This is a genomic window from Pseudomonas sp. Pso3 (assembly GCF_055393275.1).
Genome location: NZ_AP043687.1, coordinates 2,475,296 through 2,493,785 on the forward strand (window position 1 = coordinate 2,475,296; position 18,490 = coordinate 2,493,785).

Here is an 18,490-nt window from a genome sequence, read left to right on the forward strand (position 1 = left end):
AAAAACGTATAGAGCTCGGCGGCAGACGGGAAGGATGGCACGGCGGGAAGGCGCCAGGGCGTGAATGTTTATGCCCTGATCCGACTGCGCCGCGAGAGGGAAACAGTCTATCAAGAATCGCGGGTGCTGAGCGGGCGGGGACGGTCCTGGCTTGGCCAGAGAGCGGTTGAAGTGACTAACGGGGTGGGAGCCAGCTATGACTGCAGGATTGCACTGTAACTGGGACCGTCTTGCCCGTGTGAGGTGATTTCCTTTGGGACTGATCGGGTCACCGTTGTTGCTGCCGTTCGTGCCTGTCATGGCTGTGGCGCGGCAGCAGCGAGGGGATGTGCAAGGAGGCTTCCAGGGTTGGTCATGGATGGCTCCGTCAGACGTCTTGGCGCATGTCGGCCCCTGCTGTTATGTGAGTCTCCAGGGCCTCGCTGTCGCGCAGTGCGACTTCGCCATTCGTATGACGGTATCGCCATCTGTCGTCTCGCGCAGGAAGTGAACACGGTCCTGCCGGATAATCCGCGCGTCATCCTTCCCTGCCCATGCCCCTCTTAATGACCAGCCTAACCAATACCTCTTATCAAACCCTTATCGCGCTTACCACTGAAATCGATCGCCTCCGTCACGAGCTTGCAGCCGCGGAACAATACAAGGCGGATTCCGCGTTTCTGCGCAGCGTCCTGGCTGCCTCAGGGGACTGCATCAAGGTTCTCGATCTTGAGGGACGGGTTGCCTACATGAACGACGGCGGGCAGGCGCTGATGGAGGTCAGTGACTTCAATTCGATCAAGGGCTGCCCTTGGCCGAACTTCTGGGAGGGTGAGGGGCACGAGGATGCTAGGCGGGCGCTACAGGCGGGGCGTGAAGGGCGGACGGGGCGCTTTCAAGGCGAGGCCAAGACGTTCAAGGGCAACGCGAAATGGTGGGATGTTCAGGTCACACCCATCTTCGATGAGGCTGGTCAGCCCCGGCGGATCCTGTCCGTGTCACGCGATATCACCCAGGCCAAGCTGAACGAGCTGGAGGTGGCTGAGCAGGAGGCGAACTACCGCAACCTCTACAACGCCATTGCCATCGGCTTCTGCATCGTCGAGGTCCGCTGCAACGACCAGGGCGCACCGGAGGCCTATCGTTTCCTCAAGGTGAACAAGGCGTTCGGCGAGATCACGGGCCTGACCGATATCACCGGGCGTTGGATGGGTGAACTGGCGCCTCAGGGTGAGTCTCCCTGGGCCGAGCGGTACGCCGAGATGTTGGCTACCGGTAAGGCCGTGCATTTCGAGCACCTGGCCTCGTCACTGAATAATCGGCACTACGACGTCTATGCCTATCCCCTGGGGCAGCAGGCACCCAACCAGGTTGCCGTGCTGTTTTCCGATATCACTGCACGGAAGCACCGCGATGCTCAACGTGCCGCGCTGATCGAGCTGAGTACTCGGCAACATGACTTCGACAGTGCCGCCGATATCGCTTATCTCGCGGCGGAGATCACTGGTCGTACCTTGGGGGTGAGCCGAGTCGGCTATGGGGTCATCCAGCCGGGTGGGCTGACGCTGGTCATTGAGCGCGATTGGACGGCGCCGGGGATTCCCTCCGGCGCCGGTCTACATTTTCTGAACAGCTACGGCGAGGCCTTAACCGGGCTCGACGAGGGTAAGGCGATCGTGGTCAACGATGTCGCCGTTGACCCTCGCACCCGGCGCGGTGCTGCGGCCTTTGCTGAGGTAGCCGTGTCGGCACTGGCCAACATACCGCTCTTCGACGGGGGCAAGCTGGAAGCCGTCTTGTTCGTCAACAATGATCGGCCACGCGTCTGGTCTGAGGACGAGCTGAATTTCATCTCAGACGTGGCAAAGCTCGCCCAAGCGACCATAGAAAGACGGCGATCAAAGCGGCAACTCCGTCAGCTCGCAACGTCGCTGGAGGGGCAGGTCGCCGAGCGGACCCGTGACCGTGATCGTCTCTGGCGGCTCTCTGGCGATCTCATGCTGGTAGCCGACGCTGAGGGACGCATCATCAGATCGAATCCGGCCTGGAGCGAGATCCTTGGCTGGTTGCCAGAGGAGCTCATAGACGTGAGCTTTTTCGACCTTATTCATCCTGACGACATCGCTCATACAGAGCAGGGTGCAATAGATGTAATTGAGCACGGTATGCGATTCACCGGGTTCGAGAATCGCTATCGCCGCAAGGGCGGTGACTACCGGTGGATCTCCTGGACCGCACAGGCCGGGGAGGGCGTCATTATTGCGGTGGGACGCGATATCACCGAAGACAAGGAGCAGGCGGTGGCCTTGGCCGCTGCCGAGGACGCCTTGCGCGAGAGCCAGAAGATGGAAGCAGTGGGCCAGCTCACCGGCGGCCTGGCACACGATTTCAACAACCTGCTGGCGGCCATCAATGGCGCCATGGAGCTGCTCAGAATGCGGCTCAACCAGGGACGGCTGAAAGACCTGGATCGCTATATTGGCGCGGCCCTGGGCGCCTCCAGCAAGGCGGCTGCCTTGACGCATCGCCTCCTGGCATTCTCGCGCCGGCAGGCGCTCGATCCGCGGTCGACGGACGTCAATGCACTGGTGGCGGATATGGCTGACCTCATCAGCCGCACGGTGGGTCCGGAGATCGAACTCGTGGTCGTCGCCGAACCCGAGCTCTGGCATGCGCGGATCGATCCGCCCCAACTGGAGAACGCGCTGCTCAATCTCTGCATCAACGCGCGGGACGCGATGCCTGGCGGGGGCCGCATTACCATCCAGACCGCCAATCACCACTTCGAGGATCCCGCCGCCGAGAATCTGGATCTGGATCCAGGTGATTACCTATCTTTGTGTGTGATCGACACCGGGACCGGCATGCCCCCTGAGCTCTTGAGTCGCATCTTCGATCCGTTCTTCACGACCAAGCCGGTCGGAGAGGGTACCGGGCTAGGCCTGTCGATGATCTACGGTTTCGCCAAGCAGTCCGGCGGCTGGATCACGGTCGATTCGACCCCAGGTGAAGGCACGACCATGTGCTTGTACATGCCGCGGTGCAATGAGCATGACCCGGCGAGTGATTGCCTCGGTGAGACAGCAGCAGAGCCGGAAAAGAAAGGGCGCGGTGAGGTGGTGCTGGTCGTTGAGGATGAGCCGGTGCTGCGGATGCTGGCCACCGAGATCCTCGGGGACCTGGGCTACACCACGCTCGAGGCGTCAGGAAGTGCGGGCGGGCTGGAGATCTTGAATGCTGATGGCCGGATCGATCTGTTGATAACGGACGTGGGCCTGCCGGGTCTCATGAATGGTCGGCAATTGGCCGAGACTGCGCGGGCGGTGCGCCCGGCGCTCAAGGTACTCTTTGTCACCGGCTACGCCGATACGGCCTTCCAAGACGAGGGTCAGCTCGGATCAGGTATGGAGGTGCTGGCGAAGCCCTTTTCCGTTGAAGCCTTTGCTGCTCGAGTTGATCGGCTGCTGGGCAACTAGCCGTTCAGCCGGACAGTGCGCTGCTCAGCTCAGCTCAGCTCAGCGCCTGGGCTATCGCGGACTCCAAGGCGGCTGGCATCCAAGGCTTCTGGAGATAAACCACGTTGGAAGGGAGATCGGCCTGGATCTCGAAGCCGTAGCCAGTGGTGATAATGACTGGCAGCGTTGGCCAGCGGCTGATGAGCAGGTTGGCCAAGTCGCCGCCGGTCAACTGTCCAGGTACCAGGTGGTCGGTGATGAAAAGATCGGGTTGCCCGCTGCGCAGAAGGGCTACCAGTGCATCGTCGGCGGTCAGATATTTCGTGCAGCAAGCGCCACGCTCTTCGAGCAGGTCTTCCAGAATCTGGCCCAACATCGGGTCGTCTTCGACCACGGCAACCCGAAAGGACGTCAAATTCAGCATCAGACCAAGACCAGCCGTGAGTAAAGGACGGACTGTATCAATAATCAGCATTAACAGCTTCGCTTTTACAGAGGCCTTGCTGCTACTGCATGATAGCGCGTACTGCGTCCTCAAGCTGCTGATACGACCAGGGCTTGGCTACGAAGGTGGCGTTGGGTGGCAAACGGTGGGTACTGGCATCCGCGTAGCCCGAGGTGATGAGTACCTTCAAGTTGGGCCAGCGCAGAGAAGCGATCTGAGCGAGCTGGTGGCCGTTCAGACTGCCTGGGGTAAGGATATCGGTGACCAGGAGGGCGATGTTATCGGCGTTTGATTCAAGGCACGCAAGCCCTGCGTCGGCCCAGTCGCATTCGATCACGCCATTGCCCAGATCGCTCAATACGTCCTTCATCAATTCCCGGACGAGGGGCTCGTCTTCCACGAGCAGGATCTGGAGCTGGTTGTTCATCACGCCACGATAAATGTCTTGCTGGAATACTAAGAGCGAGACGATTCGGCAAGGTTTTACCCGCCTGACGACCGGGCTAACAGGTGCGACAGGGAGCGTTTACGTGGTGTGACCAGTAGGCGATGAATGGCGCTTTCCAGAAACGATTGCCTGGGATCGGCGCTGATACCATTTTCCGCTCCACCATCCTTCCGACTGTAAACGTGTCTGCTGATCTTCCCTTTCCGAATCAAAAAGTCGAAGCGCCTGTGACTTCGCTCCTCAATGACATTCAGCGAGCAAGCGACCTTGCATCGTTGGACCTTCACCATGGGCGTGCAGGTGCGTACCTGGCGGCGCTTCGCGATCTGGAGGTCCTGGCTCGCGAAGACCTGGACGGTGTGTTCCTGGTGCTCGATCGCCTCTATCAGGCCCAGTTCAGCCGCCTTGGGATGCTCGGCGCGTTGTAGAGGATTTGTGCTCGTCCAATCGTCCGCGTCTGCGCCGTTTTGCAGGTGAGCTCGCGGATGTTCGGCCACCGGGTTTACTGCCTGGAGGCGCTGCGCGAAGCCATTGCCACCTACGTGACCCGGGCGGCCGAGAAGCTGCGTGAGCAGGGATCGCTGTGCTCCACGCTGCTGGTGAGCGTCCAGACCGGCCAGCACGAGCCCGAGGACCGCCGCTATTATCGCAGCCTGGGCATTCAGCTGGCGCACCCGACCGACGACACCCGCATCCTGGTGCAGGCCGCCCTGGCTGGCCTGGATCCTATCTACCGCGAGGGCTACGCCTACTCGAAGTGCGCCGTAGTGCTGGGCAGCATCGTGCAGACCGACGAGTACACGCCGGACCTCTTCGCCCCGGCCAGGCAGGGGCGCCCGAGCGAGTTGATGCAGGTGGTGGAGCGGATCAACGCGCGGTACGGGCGGGCGGCGCTGCATGTGGGGCGGGTGCCCGCCGATCTAGGGTGGCAGATGCGGCGGGAGCTGTTGTCGCGAGGGTATACGACTCGGTGGGGAGAGTTGCCAGAAGCGGTGTAGGCTGAGAGGGCGTGCTAGCTTTTGTTATGTTCTGTGACTCTAATTAGCGTTCTAAGAGTTTCAAGTAGCTGGTCCTCTTCGTCTATTACGAGGAGGTTCTTCATGTTAGAGAACTCAGTAAATATCTTTCTGGTTTCTGGATCTATTCTAGTGTCTGAAGCCATAGTGACTAAGTTATTTCGTGTCTCTAGAGCTCTTGCCTTTGAAGTGTCTAGGTCAAGCTCGGAAAAAATGCATAAGAGGTTTTTTGCAAGAGTGTTTGATGCCTTTCTGCATATGCTTGAAATCTCGTCAGGCAGGCAGATCACCTCTTCTAGCTGTTTTCTCTGATTTAGACGAAAAAAACTGGTCGGAAAGAAGAACTGGCCGTCAAGCCAGAAATTTATCATAGACATGCCGTTATGAGTTACAGCGTTTCTCAGGCTGTAAATAAAGTTACCTAGCTCTCCTAAGAGACATTTCCAGGAGATTTCCTTGTTAGATGCCAGTGAGCTGGTATCTTTTATGGTTTGGAAGCTGGATATGTATGCGGAAAATATGCATTAATTTCGCCATTGCCTCTGGCGCTCTGATTGTTTTTCCAGGCACTAAGGGTTTCGTGGCATTCATATAATATTTTGTCTAAAAAGAAGGCGTGGTCTTTAATTAGGTTCGGGAGATAAGTGATTGCTAGCTGTCGGTGATGACTGATTTGATCTTCTTTTGTCATGGTGTGCGCCAGGCATCTATATTTGAGTGGTGGTTTCTTTACGAGCTTGTCAGAATGATAGATAGGAGCTTGAGAGGTCAATTAAATACTATATCGGTTCTTCGATTTATTCGCATTCATTAACCGCGATTTATAAGGTTTCTTTTTAGCTCATCAACACATGCCGCATATGCTCTTTCTATTTGATTATTGAACTCGTCGCGTGCTCCCCCTGCGCCAAATATTATTCGTCTTCTTTCTATGTTCCTGCCGTTTTCGTTAAGGCTTTTGATGTGGTCCTCATCATAGTAGTCATCAGGAAAGTCATCGCTGGGTGGAGGGCGCGTCGCTTCCAGATGAGTATTCATATTTTTGATTAGTGTTTTTTCAAGTTCTTCAAATTCTCTCAGGGTCTGTGTCGTCGATTCTGAAAGTATTAGACCTGCCTCTAGCAGGTCGGGCTGAGCCGCAGATTTTTGCTCTTCGAGCTTGTTAAAGCGATTCTTTGCTTCGTCTATGGATGCTAGCCACAATCTTCTTTTTGGGTCTATTTCAGGAGACATGTATTTGGATAGGTCGTGCTGGCTGAACGGATTTCTTATTGTCTCTATCGCCAATTTTCGCCGGTAAAGATTCTGGATTAAGCGCTTTGCTAGCTGATGTCTTTCCGTCGCGAGTGACTGCTTTTTCCAAGTGTCGAGTCCTGCAATCGCAGCTATTAAGGCGAGCAAGGCCACCAAGCCCGTAAATGCCGTGCTGATTGCACTGACAGCATCCCAAGACACAGTGCTTGGAGAAGACAGGCAGCTGGACACTAAAGTGGATAATTCGAGTCTATTCATCGCTGTATCGTAGTTATTGACTGGGTTTTAGTGATTGGCCGTTAAGTCCGGAGTAGAGACTAGGTTAGGCCGCCTTAGGAGGATGCCGTCATTACGCCATTGAGCTTAAACCATTCCCGCTCCACCGCCCGCTTCGCCGTCGCCTTGGTGGCGTACAGATGCCGCAGCCGCCTTGGCTTGCTCTGGTCGCCTTCGGTGAGCGTGTGCTCCCTACCGGTCTTGGGATCGCGGTAGTAGGCGATGATGCCGGTGTAGTCGCCCGAGATCTCGTCGACCAGGTCGGCGACCAAGTCTTCGGGCAGCTTGGCTTCCAGCTCGAGGCGCGTGGTGTAGCCGCCGTCCGCGGTGAGGCTATGCTGCACGTTCCCCCCGTACCAGATGATGGCGTCGATCTCGGCCTTCACGCCCTGCAGGGTGTAGGTGAGCTCGGGCATGAGCTCAGGCCTGCCCAGGGCGAGCTGGTAGGTGAGGGTGGCGGTACCGCGCTGCAGGCGGTTCCACTCGGCCCGAGCGGCACGCAGCGCGGAGAGCTCGTCGGCGTAGGTGTGGCGCAGGTCCTTCACGTTCTCGCCACCGCCGGCGACGGCCTCCTGCTTCTTGGCGCTGTGGACGTCGTAGTGGAAGGCGCGCATGGCGTCGTAGCGCTCGCGATCAGCCTGCAGGTAGCAGCGCTGGTCACTATCCCGGCAGATCAGGCTAGCGCCTTCTGTTCTTTCGAAAATCCTGACAGGGCCAGGTAGGCCACGCCTGCCATGATCGCTACGTCTGCGAGGTTGAAAACGCCCGTATGGAGTGAGCCGAGGTTCAGGACCAGGTAGTCGACGACGTGGCCATCGCGAAAGAATCTATCGATGAGATTTGAACCGCCTCCGAGAGCGATCAGGTATAAAGCCGCCGAGCGACCTGGGGACTGCTTCCAACGCGAGAGTGCCCAGTAGATAACGCCTGCCACCGCTGCCAGCCCGCAAAGGAAGATCACTGATTTCACTGTCGGTGGCAGATCCTGACCGACGCTGAGGAAGGCGCCAGGATTCAGACTCAGGACCACATCCATCCATAGGCTAGAGATGCCAATTCGATAGGAAATTGCTGCAAGCTGAGCCAACGCAGCGAGCTTGATCAGTTGGTCTACCGCTACGAATGCCAGTCCCGCCCCTATAACAGCCCAGAGGGTCCAAGTGCTCCGCTTCATCGAAATCTCCATCTATGTACGTTAGCCAGCGGCATGATCGCATCGAAGCTGCCTTTTAGCTTCGAAGATGGGTATTTCGTCGAGCATCCAAGAGGCGGAGGGTCCGGTCGCGTCTCGCGCAGCTGATAGTCAGAATGCGGTCTGGTATTGCTTGCGACCGGAAGAGGTAACCGCCCCGCGGGTTGATACCAAGTAAAAAGCGGACACCCTCAGCGGTGTCCGCACGCCGCCTGCCCGTTACTTCGGCATCAGCACGGTATCGACAACGTGGATCACGCCGTTGGACTGCATCACGTCGGCGATGGTGACGGCGGCTTTGCCGCCCTTGGCGTCGACCAGCCAGAGCTTGCCGTCATGCAGCTTCACGGTGAGGTCCTCGCCCTGGACGGTTTTCAGCCTGGTCATGCCGCCATGCATCTTGGCTTCGGCCATCAATTGCTTGGCGGTGTGGGTGCCGGGCACCACGTGGTAGGTGAGGATCTTGGTCAGGTCGGCCTTGTGCTCGGGCTTGACCAGGGTATCGACGGTGCCGGCCGGCAGCTTGGCGAAGGCTTCGTTGGTCGGCGCGAAGACGGTGAAGGGACCGCTGCCGTTGAGGGTGTCGACCAGACCGGCCGCCTTGACGGCCGCCACCAGCGTGGTGTGGTCCTTGGAGTTGACCGCATTCTCGACGATGGTCTTGGACGGGTACATGGGCGCGCCGCCGACCATGACGGTATCGGCGGCGAAGCTGAGCGGGGCGGTGGCACCTAGGATCGCGAGACTGGCTACGATGGCGATGCGCTTGAGCAAGGTGTGCATGGTACGTCTCCTGAGTTCTTCAGCCCTCCGGATGAGGGTGATGAATGTACGGAGCGGCCCGGCAAACGGATGCATCACAGCGCGATTATTTTTCCCTGGGCGATGACCGGTCCCGTGGGCGCGCCGGTCGGCGAGCCGGTTCGCGGTTCAAGGGAGACCGCCAGTACCGCTCCAGGCGTTAGTGCCGGTGCGAGTCCCGCGGGTACGGCCAGGGTCACGGCCGTGGCGTCCTGGAGCAGACCGAGCGAATGGGGTTTGCCATCCGCCGTGATGATCCAGGCCTCGGCGCTCCTGCCTGGCCAATCCGCTTTGCTGGCGGGCACGAACAGCAGCTGCCGGCCGTTCGCCTGCAAGGTGACGCTGAATGCCAGGCTGCCGTTACTCTGTTCCAGGCGGGCGAGCAGGGCGGGCGTCGCGACCTGGACCGGGCGCAGCAGCACGAGCAGCGCCAGCACCAGGGCAGCGGCCAGTGCCAGCCCGGTCGTCCAGCGCCACAGGCGCGGGTTGTTCCAGCGGCGGGTCGGCTCGAGTGCCGGTCGCTCCGTCGGGAACAGCCGTTGCTGGATACCGTGCCAGACGTGGGCTGGCGGCTCGACGACCGGAAATTCATCGAGCCAGTCGGCGAAATGCCGTTGCCAGGCCGCCAGTTGCGTCTGGTAAGCAGGCTCCCGCCGCACGAGTTTTTCCACCTCCAGGCGTTCTTCGGCGGACAGTACGCCAAGGGCGTATTCCGCGATGAGCAGCGCGTGCCGGTCGTTAGGAGGGATGTCGTCGTTCATAGGCCCAGGCACGCTCGCAGTTGCAGGAGGCCACGCCGAATCCAGCTTTTCATCGTGCCGAGCGCGATGCGGTGGCGGGCGGCCAGTTCGGCATAGGAATAGCCCTCGAAGAAGGCGACCCGGATATAGGTCTGCTGGTCCTTGCCCAGGGTTTTCAGGCAGAGATCGATCTGGCGACGCTGGCGATGGGCTTCGAAGTCTTCGGCGACGGACTGGGTTGCCGGCCACTCAGCCAGGCTGTCGAGCGGCTCGTGCCGACGCTGGGCACGGCGGCGATCGATGGCCTTGTGGCGCACCAGGATCGCCATCCAGGTCAGGGCGCTGGACAGTGTGGCGTCGAAGGTGCCGGCCTTGAGCCAGATGGCGGTATAGGCCTCCTGCAGGACCTCTTCCGCCTCCGCACGATCGCCCACGTACTGCAGGCATACGCCGAACAGCCGGCTCGAGGTCACGCGGTAGAGCGTTTCGAAGGCCAGGCGATTGCCCTGGCCACAGGCCTGCAGCAGGACATTGAGCGCGACGGGCTCCGGGTTCATTTCAGGGCTGGCCGATGCGGCTGATCTGCTCGTCAAGGATGGCGTTCCGAAAGGAGGCACGGCAGTTTTTGTTTTTGTTCGCTAAGGGCCGCGTTTCGCTGAGCGCTGAAGCGCGAGTCCTGACAGCTTCACTCCCCAGCCCTCTGCAGGGCGACGGGCGCTGGGTCCGATGTACCATCGAACGAATGGCTTCGCAATCGCGATCATCGTCGTGCGCCTACGGCGTCTCGACTGCGGGTGGTTGGCTGCCTGGCAGGCTCTGGCTCCGTATCCGGCTCTTGACCACCTTTACACAATCCTACATGCCAGGCCGTAGCTGCCCTGCAGGCTGAGCGGCTAGCATGCACGTCCAGATCGTCCGACTGTTCAGGTAGCCCCGATGTCGCTGTCATCCGAATCCCCGCGCTGGACCTCGCGCATCCTGCTGGTGGATGACGATCCGTCGATCCGCGAGTTGATCTGCGGCTATCTGGCGCGCTTCAGCATCAATGCCCGCGGGGTGGGTGATGGCCTGGAGATGCGTCGGGCGCTGGCGGAGGAGGCCTTCGACCTGGTGGTGCTGGATCTGATGCTGCCGGGAGAGGATGGGCTTTCCCTCTGTCGTTCGCTGCGGCGCGACAGCGGCATTCCCATCCTGATGCTGACCGCCCAGTGCGAGCCGGCGGATCGCATCATCGGCCTGGAGCTGGGCGCCGACGACTATATGGCCAAACCTTTCGAGCCCCGGGAGCTGGTGGCGCGGATCCAGTCGGTGCTGCGGCGGACCCAGGATGGCCGCGTGCCCCAGCGCAAGGCGCCGCGGACCAGTGTCAGCTTCGATGGCTGGAAGCTCGACGGCGTCCTGCACCAGCTGCATTCGCCCGCCGGGGTGATGGTGCCCCTGTCCAATGCCGAGGTACGGCTGCTGTGGGTGTTCATCGAGCAGCCGCGCCAGGTGCTGAGCCGCGAGCAACTGCTCGATGCGACCCGCGGGCGGGCGATCGAGGCTTTCGATCGCAGCATCGATCTGCAGGTGTCGCGGCTGCGCAGCAAGCTGGGTGATGACCCGCGGGCGCCGCAGTTGATCAAGACCGTGCGCGGCGAAGGCTATCTGTTCGATGCCAGGCAGATAGGGCACTAGCCGTGCGCCGCCTGGATACCCTGTTCGCCCGCCTGTTCGCGGTCTTTCTGCTGGCCATCCTGCTGGGCCATCTGCTGGCCTTTTTCTGGTTTCGGCATGGCCTCGGCGAGCGACCGCCACCCCCGCCGCCGCCCATGGAGGGCGAGGCCGGCTTCGATCGGCCACCGCCGCCCGGACCTTTCCCGCACCGGGAACCCGGCTTCTGGCGGCACATCGAGTGGTTTCTCGGCGGCCCGCTGATCTTCCAGCTGGGCTCGCTGGTGATCGCCGCCTGGCTCGGGGCGCGGTTGCTGACCCGGCCGCTGCGCCAGCTGACCGAGACCGCCGAGCACCTGAGTCACAACCTCGACGGTTCGCCCATTCCCGTCACCGGGCCCTGGGAGACCCGCGAGGCCGCACGGGCGCTCAATCGCATGCACCAGCACCTGCTCGAACAGCTCCAGCAGCGCGGGCGCATGCTCACGGCCATCTCCCATGACCTGCGCACGCCCCTGGCGCGGGTGAAGCTGCGCATCGAGGACATCGACGATCCGCGCCTGCACGCCCGGGTCAGCCAGGACGTGGACGACATGATCGAGTTGCTCGATGGCACCCTGAGGTACCTGCGCGAACAGCACCGCCAGGAGCGGCCCATCCTCTGCGACGTTCAGGCGCTGGTCGAGGCCATGGCCGAAGACGCGGCCGAGGAGGGCGCCCAGGTCGCCGTCAAGGGTAGCTGCCAGCCGCTGAAGGTGGCGCCCATGGCGCTGCGCTCCTGCCTGGGCAATCTGCTGCAGAATGCCCTGCGCTACGCCGGCCAGGCAGAGATCCGCCTGAGCGAGCAGCCGGAGCGGTTGATCATCTCCATCCTCGACCGCGGGCCGGGCATACCGGCGCAGTATCGGGAAGCGGTGTTCGAACCCTTCTATCGCCTGGAGGGGTCGCGCAACCGATCCTCTGGCGGGACCGGGCTGGGGCTGGCCATCGCCCGGGAAGCGGCGGCGCACATGGGCGGCGAGCTGACCCTCGGCGAAACCCCCGGCGGCGGCCTGACCTGCCAGGTGGTGCTGCCACGCCCCTGATGTATCGCCTGGCATACAAAGTGACCAAACGGCCGACATCTACGCGGCGGATACTGGGAGGTGCGGAACACTGATGTCCGCATTTCCCAGGAGAGACATCCATGATCAGCGGAATAGGCAGTGGCTACTCCAGCTACTACAGCAGTGCCAGCGCGATCAAAGGCACTGGCGCGACAGCGTCCGGCAGTAGCGTCAGCGGCAGCGAAGACGGTAATCCGTTGAAGAAGCTGTTCGGCAAGCTCGACAGCGATGGCGACGGCTCCATCAGCAAGAGCGAACTCACCACCGCCGCCAGCGCGGCGAGCGATACCCAGACGGATACCGACGAGAGCGGGGATATCGACGTCGACAAGCTGCTCGGCATGCTCGACCAGGATGGCGATGGCAGCGTCGGCGAAAGCGAATTCGCCTCGGCCTTCGCGCCGCCGCCGGGTGGGCCTCAGGGGCAGAGGGGCACCGAAGAATCCAGCGATTCCAGCGATTCCAGCATCGCCGGCCTGGGCGGTTCAGCGCCTCCGCGCATGCCGCCGCCACCGCCACCGCAGGGGGCGAGCGGGCAAGGGGACAGCGAGGCCGATTCCAGCACTCAGGACGCGTCGAGCCCCTACACGCAACTGGTCCAGGCGGTGTTGCGCCAGTACCAGAGCATCGGCAGCAACGGCAGCAGCACTGCCGCGGGCAGCACCTTGAACGTGGCCGCCTGAGCAAAGATCGGTAGTGCAGGGCAGGGCGGCCAGGGGCCGTCCGGTCCATGCACTCAGACTGCACTCGACTTCCTGCATGACTCCGCATGCCTCCAATGGCGCTCACCCGAGCCTTCGGCCAGGTAAATTCGGCGTCACTCTCTGACGAAGCTCCTCAGCAAAATCTCCAGCTGTTTCAAGATGTTGCCATCACCAGCTGGCCTTGGATTCTCACGAAAACGTTATGATATAACGTGCGCCTTCATTGGCTTGGCCGATGCCCAGCTGTCGGCGGCGGGTATCGGCGCTTTCGCTCTGCTAAGGACTGTCATGCCTGTATCCCGCTCCCTTCGCCTGGTGCTGACCGCTTCGGCCCTGGCGACCCTGGTTGCCTTCGTGCCACCGCTGTCCAGCGCTGAAGAACGCGTCTTCGACGTAGTCGGCCCTTTCGAGATCGGTGGGTTGGACCCGTCGATTTCCGGTTTCGTCTTCCAGCGCATGCAGATCACCGAGACCCTGCTCGAAGCCGATGCCCAGGGTAAGCCGATTCCCGGACTGGCAGAGCGCTGGACGGAATCCGCAGATGGCCTGACCTGGCGGCTTGGCCTGCGCCAGGGGGTGACCTTCCATGACGGCAGCGCGCTCACGGCTAAGGCCGCGGCGGCTGCCCTCGATGCGGCGCGGGGCAAGCCGGGGGTGCTCAAGCAGGCGGGCATCGAGTCGGTCATCGCCGAGGGCAACGAAGTGGTGATCCGGCTGGCGAAACCCTTCAAGCCCCTGCTGGCACTGCTGGCGCATTCCTCCACCAATATTCTGGCGCCGGCCGCCTATGACGCCGAAGGCAAGGTGCAGAAGATCATCGGCACGGGGCCGTACCGGCTGACCCTGCTGGAACCGCCGCAGCGCCTGGCCGCCGAACGTTTCGAAGGCTACTGGGGCGCCAAGCCGGAGATCGCCCGGACAACCTACCTGGCCGCCGGCCGCGGTGAGACCCGCACCCTGATGGCCGAGAGCGGCGATGCCGAGCTGGTGTTCCAGCTCGACCCGCCCAGCATCGCCCGCCTCAAGCGCTCCAGCAGCCTAAAGGTGCTGATCGAGCCAGTCCCGCGGGTGGTGTTGCTGACCCCGAACTCCGGCGCTGGTGCCACGGCGCCGGTCGAGGTCCGGCAGGCGCTCAGCCTGGCCATCCAGCGCGACGGCGTCGCTGCCGCCGTGTTGCGGGCGCCGGGCACCGGGGCGACCCAGTTGTTCGCGAAGAACGTGCCCGCCTGGCACGACCCCGCGCTGGCGCCGCTCGCCTACGATCCGGCGGCGTCACGCAAGCTGCTGGCGGGGCAGGGTTGGACCCCCGGCGCCGATGGCATCCTGCAAAAGGACGGCACGCCACTCAGGCTCAAGCTGCTGACATATTCCGACAGACCCGAGCTGCCGCTGATCGCCACCGCCCTGCAGGCACAGTTGCGCGAGGTGGGTGTGGACGTGGAGGTCGCGGTGCAGAACTCCAGCGCCATCCCGGCCGCGCACAACGATGGGTCGTTGCAACTGGCGCTCTATGGCCGCAACTTCGCCCTGGTGCCGGATCCCCTGGTCACTCTGCTCAATGACTTCAGCCATGGCGGCGCCGAATGGGGCCCTCTGGGCTGGAAGAATCAGGCCTTCGACCAGGCCATGGCCGCCTTACTGGCTAGCGATGATCCAGCCGAGCAACAGCGTCAGCGCTATGCCGCCATGGCCCAGGTGCAAAAGGACCTGCCGGTGATTCCGGTGGCGTGGTACCGCCAGACGATGGCCGTCTCCAATGCCGTCGAAGGCGCTGCCATCGATCCCTTCGAGCGCACCTTTGGCCTGAGCACGCTGCGGTGGGCCCAATGACCCGGCTGCTCGCCTTTCGCCTGCTGCAGGCGGGCCTGGTCGCCCTGCTGGTGGGCGGTCTCACCTTCCTGTTCATGAACCTGCTGCCGGGCGATGCCGCCTACCGCATCGCCGCCGGACGCTACGGCTATGACCTGGTGGATACCGCCGCGGCCGAGGCGGTGCGGGCCGAGCTGAATCTGGATCAGCCGCTGCTGTGGCGTTTCTTCGCCTGGATCGGCGATCTGCTGACCCTGGATCTCGGTCACTCGCTGGTCTCCGGCAAGCCGGTGATGGACGTCGTCGCCCACGAACTGGGCAGCTCCATCCGTTTGGCCATCGGCGCCGTGTGCCTGTCGCTGCTGCTGGGTCCGCCGCTGGGCGTGATGGCCGGTCTGCGCCCGGGCGGCCTGCTGGACCGCGGCCTGCTGGTGCTGACCACGGCGATCCGCGCGCTGCCGCAATTCGTCCTGGGCGTGATCTTCGTGCTGCTGTTCGCCATCTCCTGGCAACTGTTTCCGGCGGCCGGCCACGGTACCTTCTGGCACAGCGTCCTGCCCACGCTGACCCTGGCGCTGGGGCTGGCTGCGGTGTCGTCGCGGGTCGCCCGGGATGCCACGGTGGAGGTGGCCGCATCCGCCTACTACCGCTTCGGCCGCCTCAAGGGCCTGAGAGGCGCCGGCGTCTTCCTGCGCCACGGCCTGCGCAATATCGGCGTGCCGGTGGTGACCTACCTGGGCGTGCAGCTGGTGTATCTCATCGAAGGCGTGGTGGTGGTGGAGACGCTGTTCGCCTGGCCGGGCATCGGCCACGGCCTGGTCCACGCCATCGTCCAGCGCGACGTGCCCATGGTGCAGGGCACCGCCCTGGCGATGGGGCTGCTGTTCGCCATCCTCAATACCCTGGTCGATCTTGCCAACCACCTGATCGATCCGCGTGGGAGAGCCTCATGAATCTCGACGCTACCGTCGCTTCGGCGGCGCCTCCGGTCAAATCCTCCGCGCGTGGGCTCGGCCTGGGTCTGCTGGCGGCCCTGATCGCCTTCGCCTTCCTCACTCCGCTGCTCTGGCCGGGCGACATCGCCCGTCAGGACTATGCGGCGATCCTCGCGGCGCCCAGCAGCGCCTATCCGCTAGGCACCGATCACCTGGGTCGCGACATGCTGGCGCGGCTGGCGGTCGCCGTCCGCTTCTCGCTGGGCCTGGCTTTCATCAGCGTCTGCACCGCCGCCATTCCCGGCGTGCTGCTGGGCATCCTGGCCGCCTGGAAGGGCGGGCTGGTCGACAAGCTGCTGGGCGGCCTGGCCGAGCTGTTCCTGGCCCTGCCGGGCCTATTGCTGGTGCTGCTGATCGTCGCGGTGTTTCCCGGCTCCTTCGTCGCCCTCTACAGCGCTGTGGCCCTGGTGCTCTGGGTGGAGTACTTCCGCATGACCCGGGCGCTGGCGCGTACCGTGCTGGCCTCGCCGGCGGTGGCCGCCAGCGGGCTGCTGGGCTTCGGGCCCGTCTACATCGTCCGCCGCCATCTCTGGCCGCAGCTGGCGCCGGTGCTCCTGACCATCGCCGCCTTTGGCGCGGCTTCGACCATCATGGCCATCGCCGCTCTGGGCTTCGTCAGCATCGGCGTACGCCCGCCCACCGCCGAGCTAGGACTGATGATCACCGAGTTGCTGCCCTATTATGCCGAGGCACCGCGGGTGATCGCCCTGCCGATCCTGGCGATCTTCCTGACCGTGCTGTCGCTGCTGCTCATCACCGGAGGCCGCAAGCCATGACCGCCTTGCTCACCACCACGGCGCTGGAGATCCGTACCGCTGATACCCAGCTGGTGGAACCGCTGTCCATCCGCCTGGCGCCGGGTCAGGTGTTGTCGATCATCGGCGAGACCGGCTCGGGCAAGAGCCTGTTCGCCCAGGGCGTCGTCGGCAATCTGCCAGCGGGGCTAGAGGCCCACGGGCAGATAGGCCTGGCGGACGGCTTCAGCGAAGAAGGCCGCCAGAGCGGTCGCCGGACGCATTGGGGCAGGGGGCTCGCGGTGCTGCCCCAGGAGCCCTGGCTAAGCCTGGACCCGACCATGCGGGCGCTGTCCCAGATCGCCGAGACCTATACCCAGGTGGTGGGCATCGGTCGGACCGAAGCCCGCGACAGGGCCAGCGCGGATCTGGCGCGGCTGGGCCTGGCCGGCGCCGAGCGCAAGTATCCCTTCCAGCTGTCCGGGGGCATGGCCCAGCGCCTGGCCTTCGCCGCCACCCATGCCGGCGGCTCGCCGGTGCTGATCGCCGACGAGCCCACCAAGGGGCTGGATCGCGACCGCATCGACGAGGTCATCGACCTGCTCAAGGCCATGCTCGCCGAAGGCGGCAGCCTGCTCATCATCACCCACGACCTGGAAGTGGCGCGCCGGCTGGGTGGCGAGGTGATGATCATGCTCAAGGGACGGGTCATCGAAGCCGGTCCGGCCGAGCAGGTGCTGGGCCAGCCGCAGCATGCCTATACCCGCCAGCTGCTGGCCGCCGATCCCGCGCGGTGGCCAAGACGTCCGTCGCGGCCCCTTACCGGCGAAGCCGTGGTCGCGGTGGAAGGGCTCGCCGCCCAGCGCGGTGGCAGGCAGCTGTTCGAGGAGTTGTCCTTTACCGTCCGGCCCGGGGAAATCCTCGGCGTGACCGGGCCGTCGGGCTGTGGCAAGTCGACCCTGGGCGACATCCTGCTCGGCCTGGCCACACCCGGCGCCGGGACGATCCGCCGTCAGCCGGGGCTCGGTCGCTTCGCCTTTCAGAAGCTGCACCAGGATCCCGTGGCCGCCTTCGCGCCTTCGGTGACCATCCGCCAACTGCTAACGGATCTGGTGCGACTGCATCGGCTGGATGCGACGCGCATCGGTCGGCTGATGCGGCGCCTGCGCCTCGACGAGCGCCTGCTGGATCGACTGCCCGGCAACATTTCCGGCGGTGAGCTGCAGCGCTTTTCCCTGCTGCGGGTGCTCCTGCTCGATCCGGCGCTGATCTTCGCCGACGAACCCAGCTCGCGGCTGGATCTCATCACCCAGAAGGAGATGATCGAGCTGCTGGTTGAAACCGCCGATGAATCCGGAACCGCCATCCTCCTGGTCAGCCATGACGAGGACCTGGTGAATGCCGTCGCCGATCGGCGTATCCATCTGGCAGATCCGGCGCTTGCGCGGAGTCTGGTGGATCGGCAATCCCGTTCCAGGGTGATGGAGGTGGTCTCCACCGCTCAGGAATAGGGTTTTCGCCGGCATCCCTCGGCGCCGGCTTCACCCTCCCAGCCAAGAGCGCCTCCTGACACCCGGCGGCCACAGTCGCGTGTTGCGTGCAACGGCCGTGACTAACAGCCCTGGGTAGCGGGCAGGAGGTGGCCACACCCTGCTTCGAGCGCCGCAGATTCAACTTGGTATTACTTTATTGCAAGTTGCCGGTAATGCGCTTTGGGTCAGTTAGAGCGGAATCTCGGTTGGCGGCACAACCACTGGGCGACGTGATCCAGGTTTTTAGTCGATCTTTGTTTGGTTGGGGCGTCCACTGCGAAGTTCGTAAGTTTCCACTGTTCAATTAAGGCATTCTTATAATACGTCCGCTTTTTATCGTCAGTGCTAGTT

Annotated in this window: 17 protein-coding genes and 1 pseudogene; 10 read left to right on the forward strand and 8 right to left on the reverse strand. The window is 62.8% G+C overall.

What is annotated here, in order from left to right; genetic code table 11:
• Positions 1-545 precede the first annotated feature (545 nt).
• Positions 546-3,455, forward strand: a complete 2,910-nt coding sequence (locus tag ACZ5R1_RS11640) for a PAS domain-containing protein (protein ID WP_464712276.1) — start codon at positions 546-548, stop codon at positions 3,453-3,455.
• Positions 3,456-3,489: 34 nt separating this feature from the next.
• Here ACZ5R1_RS11640 and ACZ5R1_RS11645 read toward each other — a convergent pair whose 3' ends face one another.
• On the reverse strand, positions 3,490-3,909 hold the full coding sequence (locus ACZ5R1_RS11645) for a response regulator (RefSeq protein WP_340246888.1): 420 nt from the start codon (positions 3,907-3,909) through the stop codon (positions 3,490-3,492).
• 31 nt (positions 3,910-3,940) lie between these two features.
• Positions 3,941-4,306 (reverse strand): response regulator, encoded by a 366-nt coding sequence (locus ACZ5R1_RS11650; RefSeq protein WP_464712277.1) that lies wholly within the window; start codon positions 4,304-4,306, stop codon positions 3,941-3,943.
• 122 nt (positions 4,307-4,428) lie between these two features.
• On the opposite strand from ACZ5R1_RS11650, the gene ACZ5R1_RS11655 reads away from it, so the two are divergent.
• Positions 4,429-4,755 carry a hypothetical protein gene (locus ACZ5R1_RS11655; RefSeq protein WP_464712278.1) on the forward strand — a complete coding sequence of 109 codons (327 nt, stop codon included), beginning with the start codon at positions 4,429-4,431 and terminating at the stop codon, positions 4,753-4,755.
• 57 nt (positions 4,756-4,812) lie between these two features.
• Positions 4,813-5,325 (forward strand): DUF4113 domain-containing protein, encoded by a 513-nt coding sequence (locus tag ACZ5R1_RS11660; protein ID WP_464712279.1) that lies wholly within the window; start codon positions 4,813-4,815, stop codon positions 5,323-5,325.
• Between the two features lie 828 nt (positions 5,326-6,153).
• Here ACZ5R1_RS11660 and ACZ5R1_RS11665 read toward each other — a convergent pair.
• The 6 genes and pseudogenes from ACZ5R1_RS11665 to ACZ5R1_RS11690 form a co-directional block, all read right to left on the reverse strand.
• On the reverse strand, positions 6,154-6,855 hold the full coding sequence (locus tag ACZ5R1_RS11665) for a hypothetical protein (protein WP_464712280.1): 702 nt from the start codon (positions 6,853-6,855) through the stop codon (positions 6,154-6,156).
• Positions 6,856-6,929: 74 nt separating this feature from the next.
• A pseudogene (locus ACZ5R1_RS11670) lies at positions 6,930-7,541 on the reverse strand (phage late control D family protein); the annotation flags it as partial.
• Positions 7,542-7,546: 5 nt separating this feature from the next.
• A complete protein-coding gene (lspA, locus tag ACZ5R1_RS11675; protein ID WP_464712281.1) occupies positions 7,547-8,047 on the reverse strand; it encodes a signal peptidase II in 501 nt (166 codons plus the stop codon).
• A gap of 237 nt (positions 8,048-8,284) precedes the next feature.
• Complete coding sequence (locus ACZ5R1_RS11680) at positions 8,285-8,848, reverse strand: fasciclin domain-containing protein (RefSeq protein WP_241810281.1); 564 nt, start codon at positions 8,846-8,848, stop codon at positions 8,285-8,287.
• A 74-nt stretch (positions 8,849-8,922) separates the two neighbouring features.
• The gene (locus tag ACZ5R1_RS11685) at positions 8,923-9,627 is read right to left on the reverse strand and encodes an anti-sigma factor (RefSeq protein ID WP_115945674.1); all 705 of its coding nucleotides are present in this window, start codon (positions 9,625-9,627) and stop codon (positions 8,923-8,925) included.
• Complete coding sequence (locus ACZ5R1_RS11690) at positions 9,624-10,163, reverse strand: sigma-70 family RNA polymerase sigma factor (RefSeq protein ID WP_464712282.1); 540 nt, start codon at positions 10,161-10,163, stop codon at positions 9,624-9,626. Before ACZ5R1_RS11690 ends, ACZ5R1_RS11685 begins: the two co-directional genes overlap by 4 nt.
• 379 nt (positions 10,164-10,542) lie before the next feature.
• Between ACZ5R1_RS11690 and ACZ5R1_RS11695 the strand changes: the two genes are divergently transcribed.
• The 7 genes from ACZ5R1_RS11695 (at position 10,543) to ACZ5R1_RS11725 (ending at position 18,118) form a co-directional block, all read left to right on the forward strand.
• A complete protein-coding gene (locus ACZ5R1_RS11695; RefSeq protein WP_027602269.1) occupies positions 10,543-11,283 on the forward strand; it encodes a response regulator in 741 nt (246 codons plus the stop codon).
• 2 nt (positions 11,284-11,285) lie between these two features.
• Positions 11,286-12,344, forward strand: a complete 1,059-nt coding sequence (locus ACZ5R1_RS11700; RefSeq protein ID WP_464712283.1) for an ATP-binding protein — start codon at positions 11,286-11,288, stop codon at positions 12,342-12,344.
• Between the two features lie 101 nt (positions 12,345-12,445).
• Positions 12,446-13,048: an EF-hand domain-containing protein gene (locus ACZ5R1_RS11705; RefSeq protein ID WP_288434856.1), complete on the forward strand. Its 603-nt coding sequence runs from the start codon at positions 12,446-12,448 to the stop codon at positions 13,046-13,048.
• Between the two features lie 309 nt (positions 13,049-13,357).
• Positions 13,358-14,899, forward strand: a complete 1,542-nt coding sequence (locus tag ACZ5R1_RS11710; RefSeq protein WP_144944968.1) for an ABC transporter substrate-binding protein — start codon at positions 13,358-13,360, stop codon at positions 14,897-14,899.
• Positions 14,896-15,831 carry an ABC transporter permease gene (locus ACZ5R1_RS11715; protein ID WP_464712284.1) on the forward strand — a complete coding sequence of 312 codons (936 nt, stop codon included), beginning with the start codon at positions 14,896-14,898 and terminating at the stop codon, positions 15,829-15,831. The genes ACZ5R1_RS11710 and ACZ5R1_RS11715 overlap by 4 nt, the downstream gene beginning before the upstream one ends.
• The gene (locus ACZ5R1_RS11720) at positions 15,828-16,649 is read left to right on the forward strand and encodes an ABC transporter permease (RefSeq protein ID WP_144953881.1); all 822 of its coding nucleotides are present in this window, start codon (positions 15,828-15,830) and stop codon (positions 16,647-16,649) included. The genes ACZ5R1_RS11715 and ACZ5R1_RS11720 overlap by 4 nt, the downstream gene beginning before the upstream one ends.
• Complete coding sequence (locus ACZ5R1_RS11725; protein ID WP_464712285.1) at positions 16,646-18,118, forward strand: ABC transporter ATP-binding protein; 1,473 nt, start codon at positions 16,646-16,648, stop codon at positions 18,116-18,118. Before ACZ5R1_RS11720 ends, ACZ5R1_RS11725 begins: the two co-directional genes overlap by 4 nt.
• Positions 18,119-18,490: the final 372 nt, after the last annotated feature.

What these genes read in the sequence shown, in the direction of transcription:
- lspA (WP_464712281.1), bottom strand. Translation starts at nt 8,047, where the DNA reads ATGAAGCGGAGCACTTGGACCCTCTGGGCTGTTATAGGGGCGGGACTG.
- ACZ5R1_RS11660 (WP_464712279.1), top strand. Translation starts at nt 4,813, where the DNA reads ATGTTCGGCCACCGGGTTTACTGCCTGGAGGCGCTGCGCGAAGCCATT.
- ACZ5R1_RS11725 (WP_464712285.1), top strand. Translation starts at nt 16,646, where the DNA reads ATGACCGCCTTGCTCACCACCACGGCGCTGGAGATCCGTACCGCTGAT.
- ACZ5R1_RS11680 (WP_241810281.1), bottom strand. Translation starts at nt 8,848, where the DNA reads ATGCACACCTTGCTCAAGCGCATCGCCATCGTAGCCAGTCTCGCGATC.
- ACZ5R1_RS11705 (WP_288434856.1), top strand. Translation starts at nt 12,446, where the DNA reads ATGATCAGCGGAATAGGCAGTGGCTACTCCAGCTACTACAGCAGTGCC.
- ACZ5R1_RS11665 (WP_464712280.1), bottom strand. Translation starts at nt 6,855, where the DNA reads ATGAATAGACTCGAATTATCCACTTTAGTGTCCAGCTGCCTGTCTTCT.
- ACZ5R1_RS11715 (WP_464712284.1), top strand. Translation starts at nt 14,896, where the DNA reads ATGACCCGGCTGCTCGCCTTTCGCCTGCTGCAGGCGGGCCTGGTCGCC.
- ACZ5R1_RS11645 (WP_340246888.1), bottom strand. Translation starts at nt 3,909, where the DNA reads ATGCTGATTATTGATACAGTCCGTCCTTTACTCACGGCTGGTCTTGGT.
- ACZ5R1_RS11720 (WP_144953881.1), top strand. Translation starts at nt 15,828, where the DNA reads ATGAATCTCGACGCTACCGTCGCTTCGGCGGCGCCTCCGGTCAAATCC.
- ACZ5R1_RS11690 (WP_464712282.1), bottom strand. Translation starts at nt 10,163, where the DNA reads ATGAACCCGGAGCCCGTCGCGCTCAATGTCCTGCTGCAGGCCTGTGGC.
- ACZ5R1_RS11685 (WP_115945674.1), bottom strand. Translation starts at nt 9,627, where the DNA reads ATGAACGACGACATCCCTCCTAACGACCGGCACGCGCTGCTCATCGCG.
- ACZ5R1_RS11695 (WP_027602269.1), top strand. Translation starts at nt 10,543, where the DNA reads ATGTCGCTGTCATCCGAATCCCCGCGCTGGACCTCGCGCATCCTGCTG.
- ACZ5R1_RS11655 (WP_464712278.1), top strand. Translation starts at nt 4,429, where the DNA reads ATGAATGGCGCTTTCCAGAAACGATTGCCTGGGATCGGCGCTGATACC.
- ACZ5R1_RS11650 (WP_464712277.1), bottom strand. Translation starts at nt 4,306, where the DNA reads ATGAACAACCAGCTCCAGATCCTGCTCGTGGAAGACGAGCCCCTCGTC.
- ACZ5R1_RS11640 (WP_464712276.1), top strand. Translation starts at nt 546, where the DNA reads ATGACCAGCCTAACCAATACCTCTTATCAAACCCTTATCGCGCTTACC.
- ACZ5R1_RS11710 (WP_144944968.1), top strand. Translation starts at nt 13,358, where the DNA reads ATGCCTGTATCCCGCTCCCTTCGCCTGGTGCTGACCGCTTCGGCCCTG.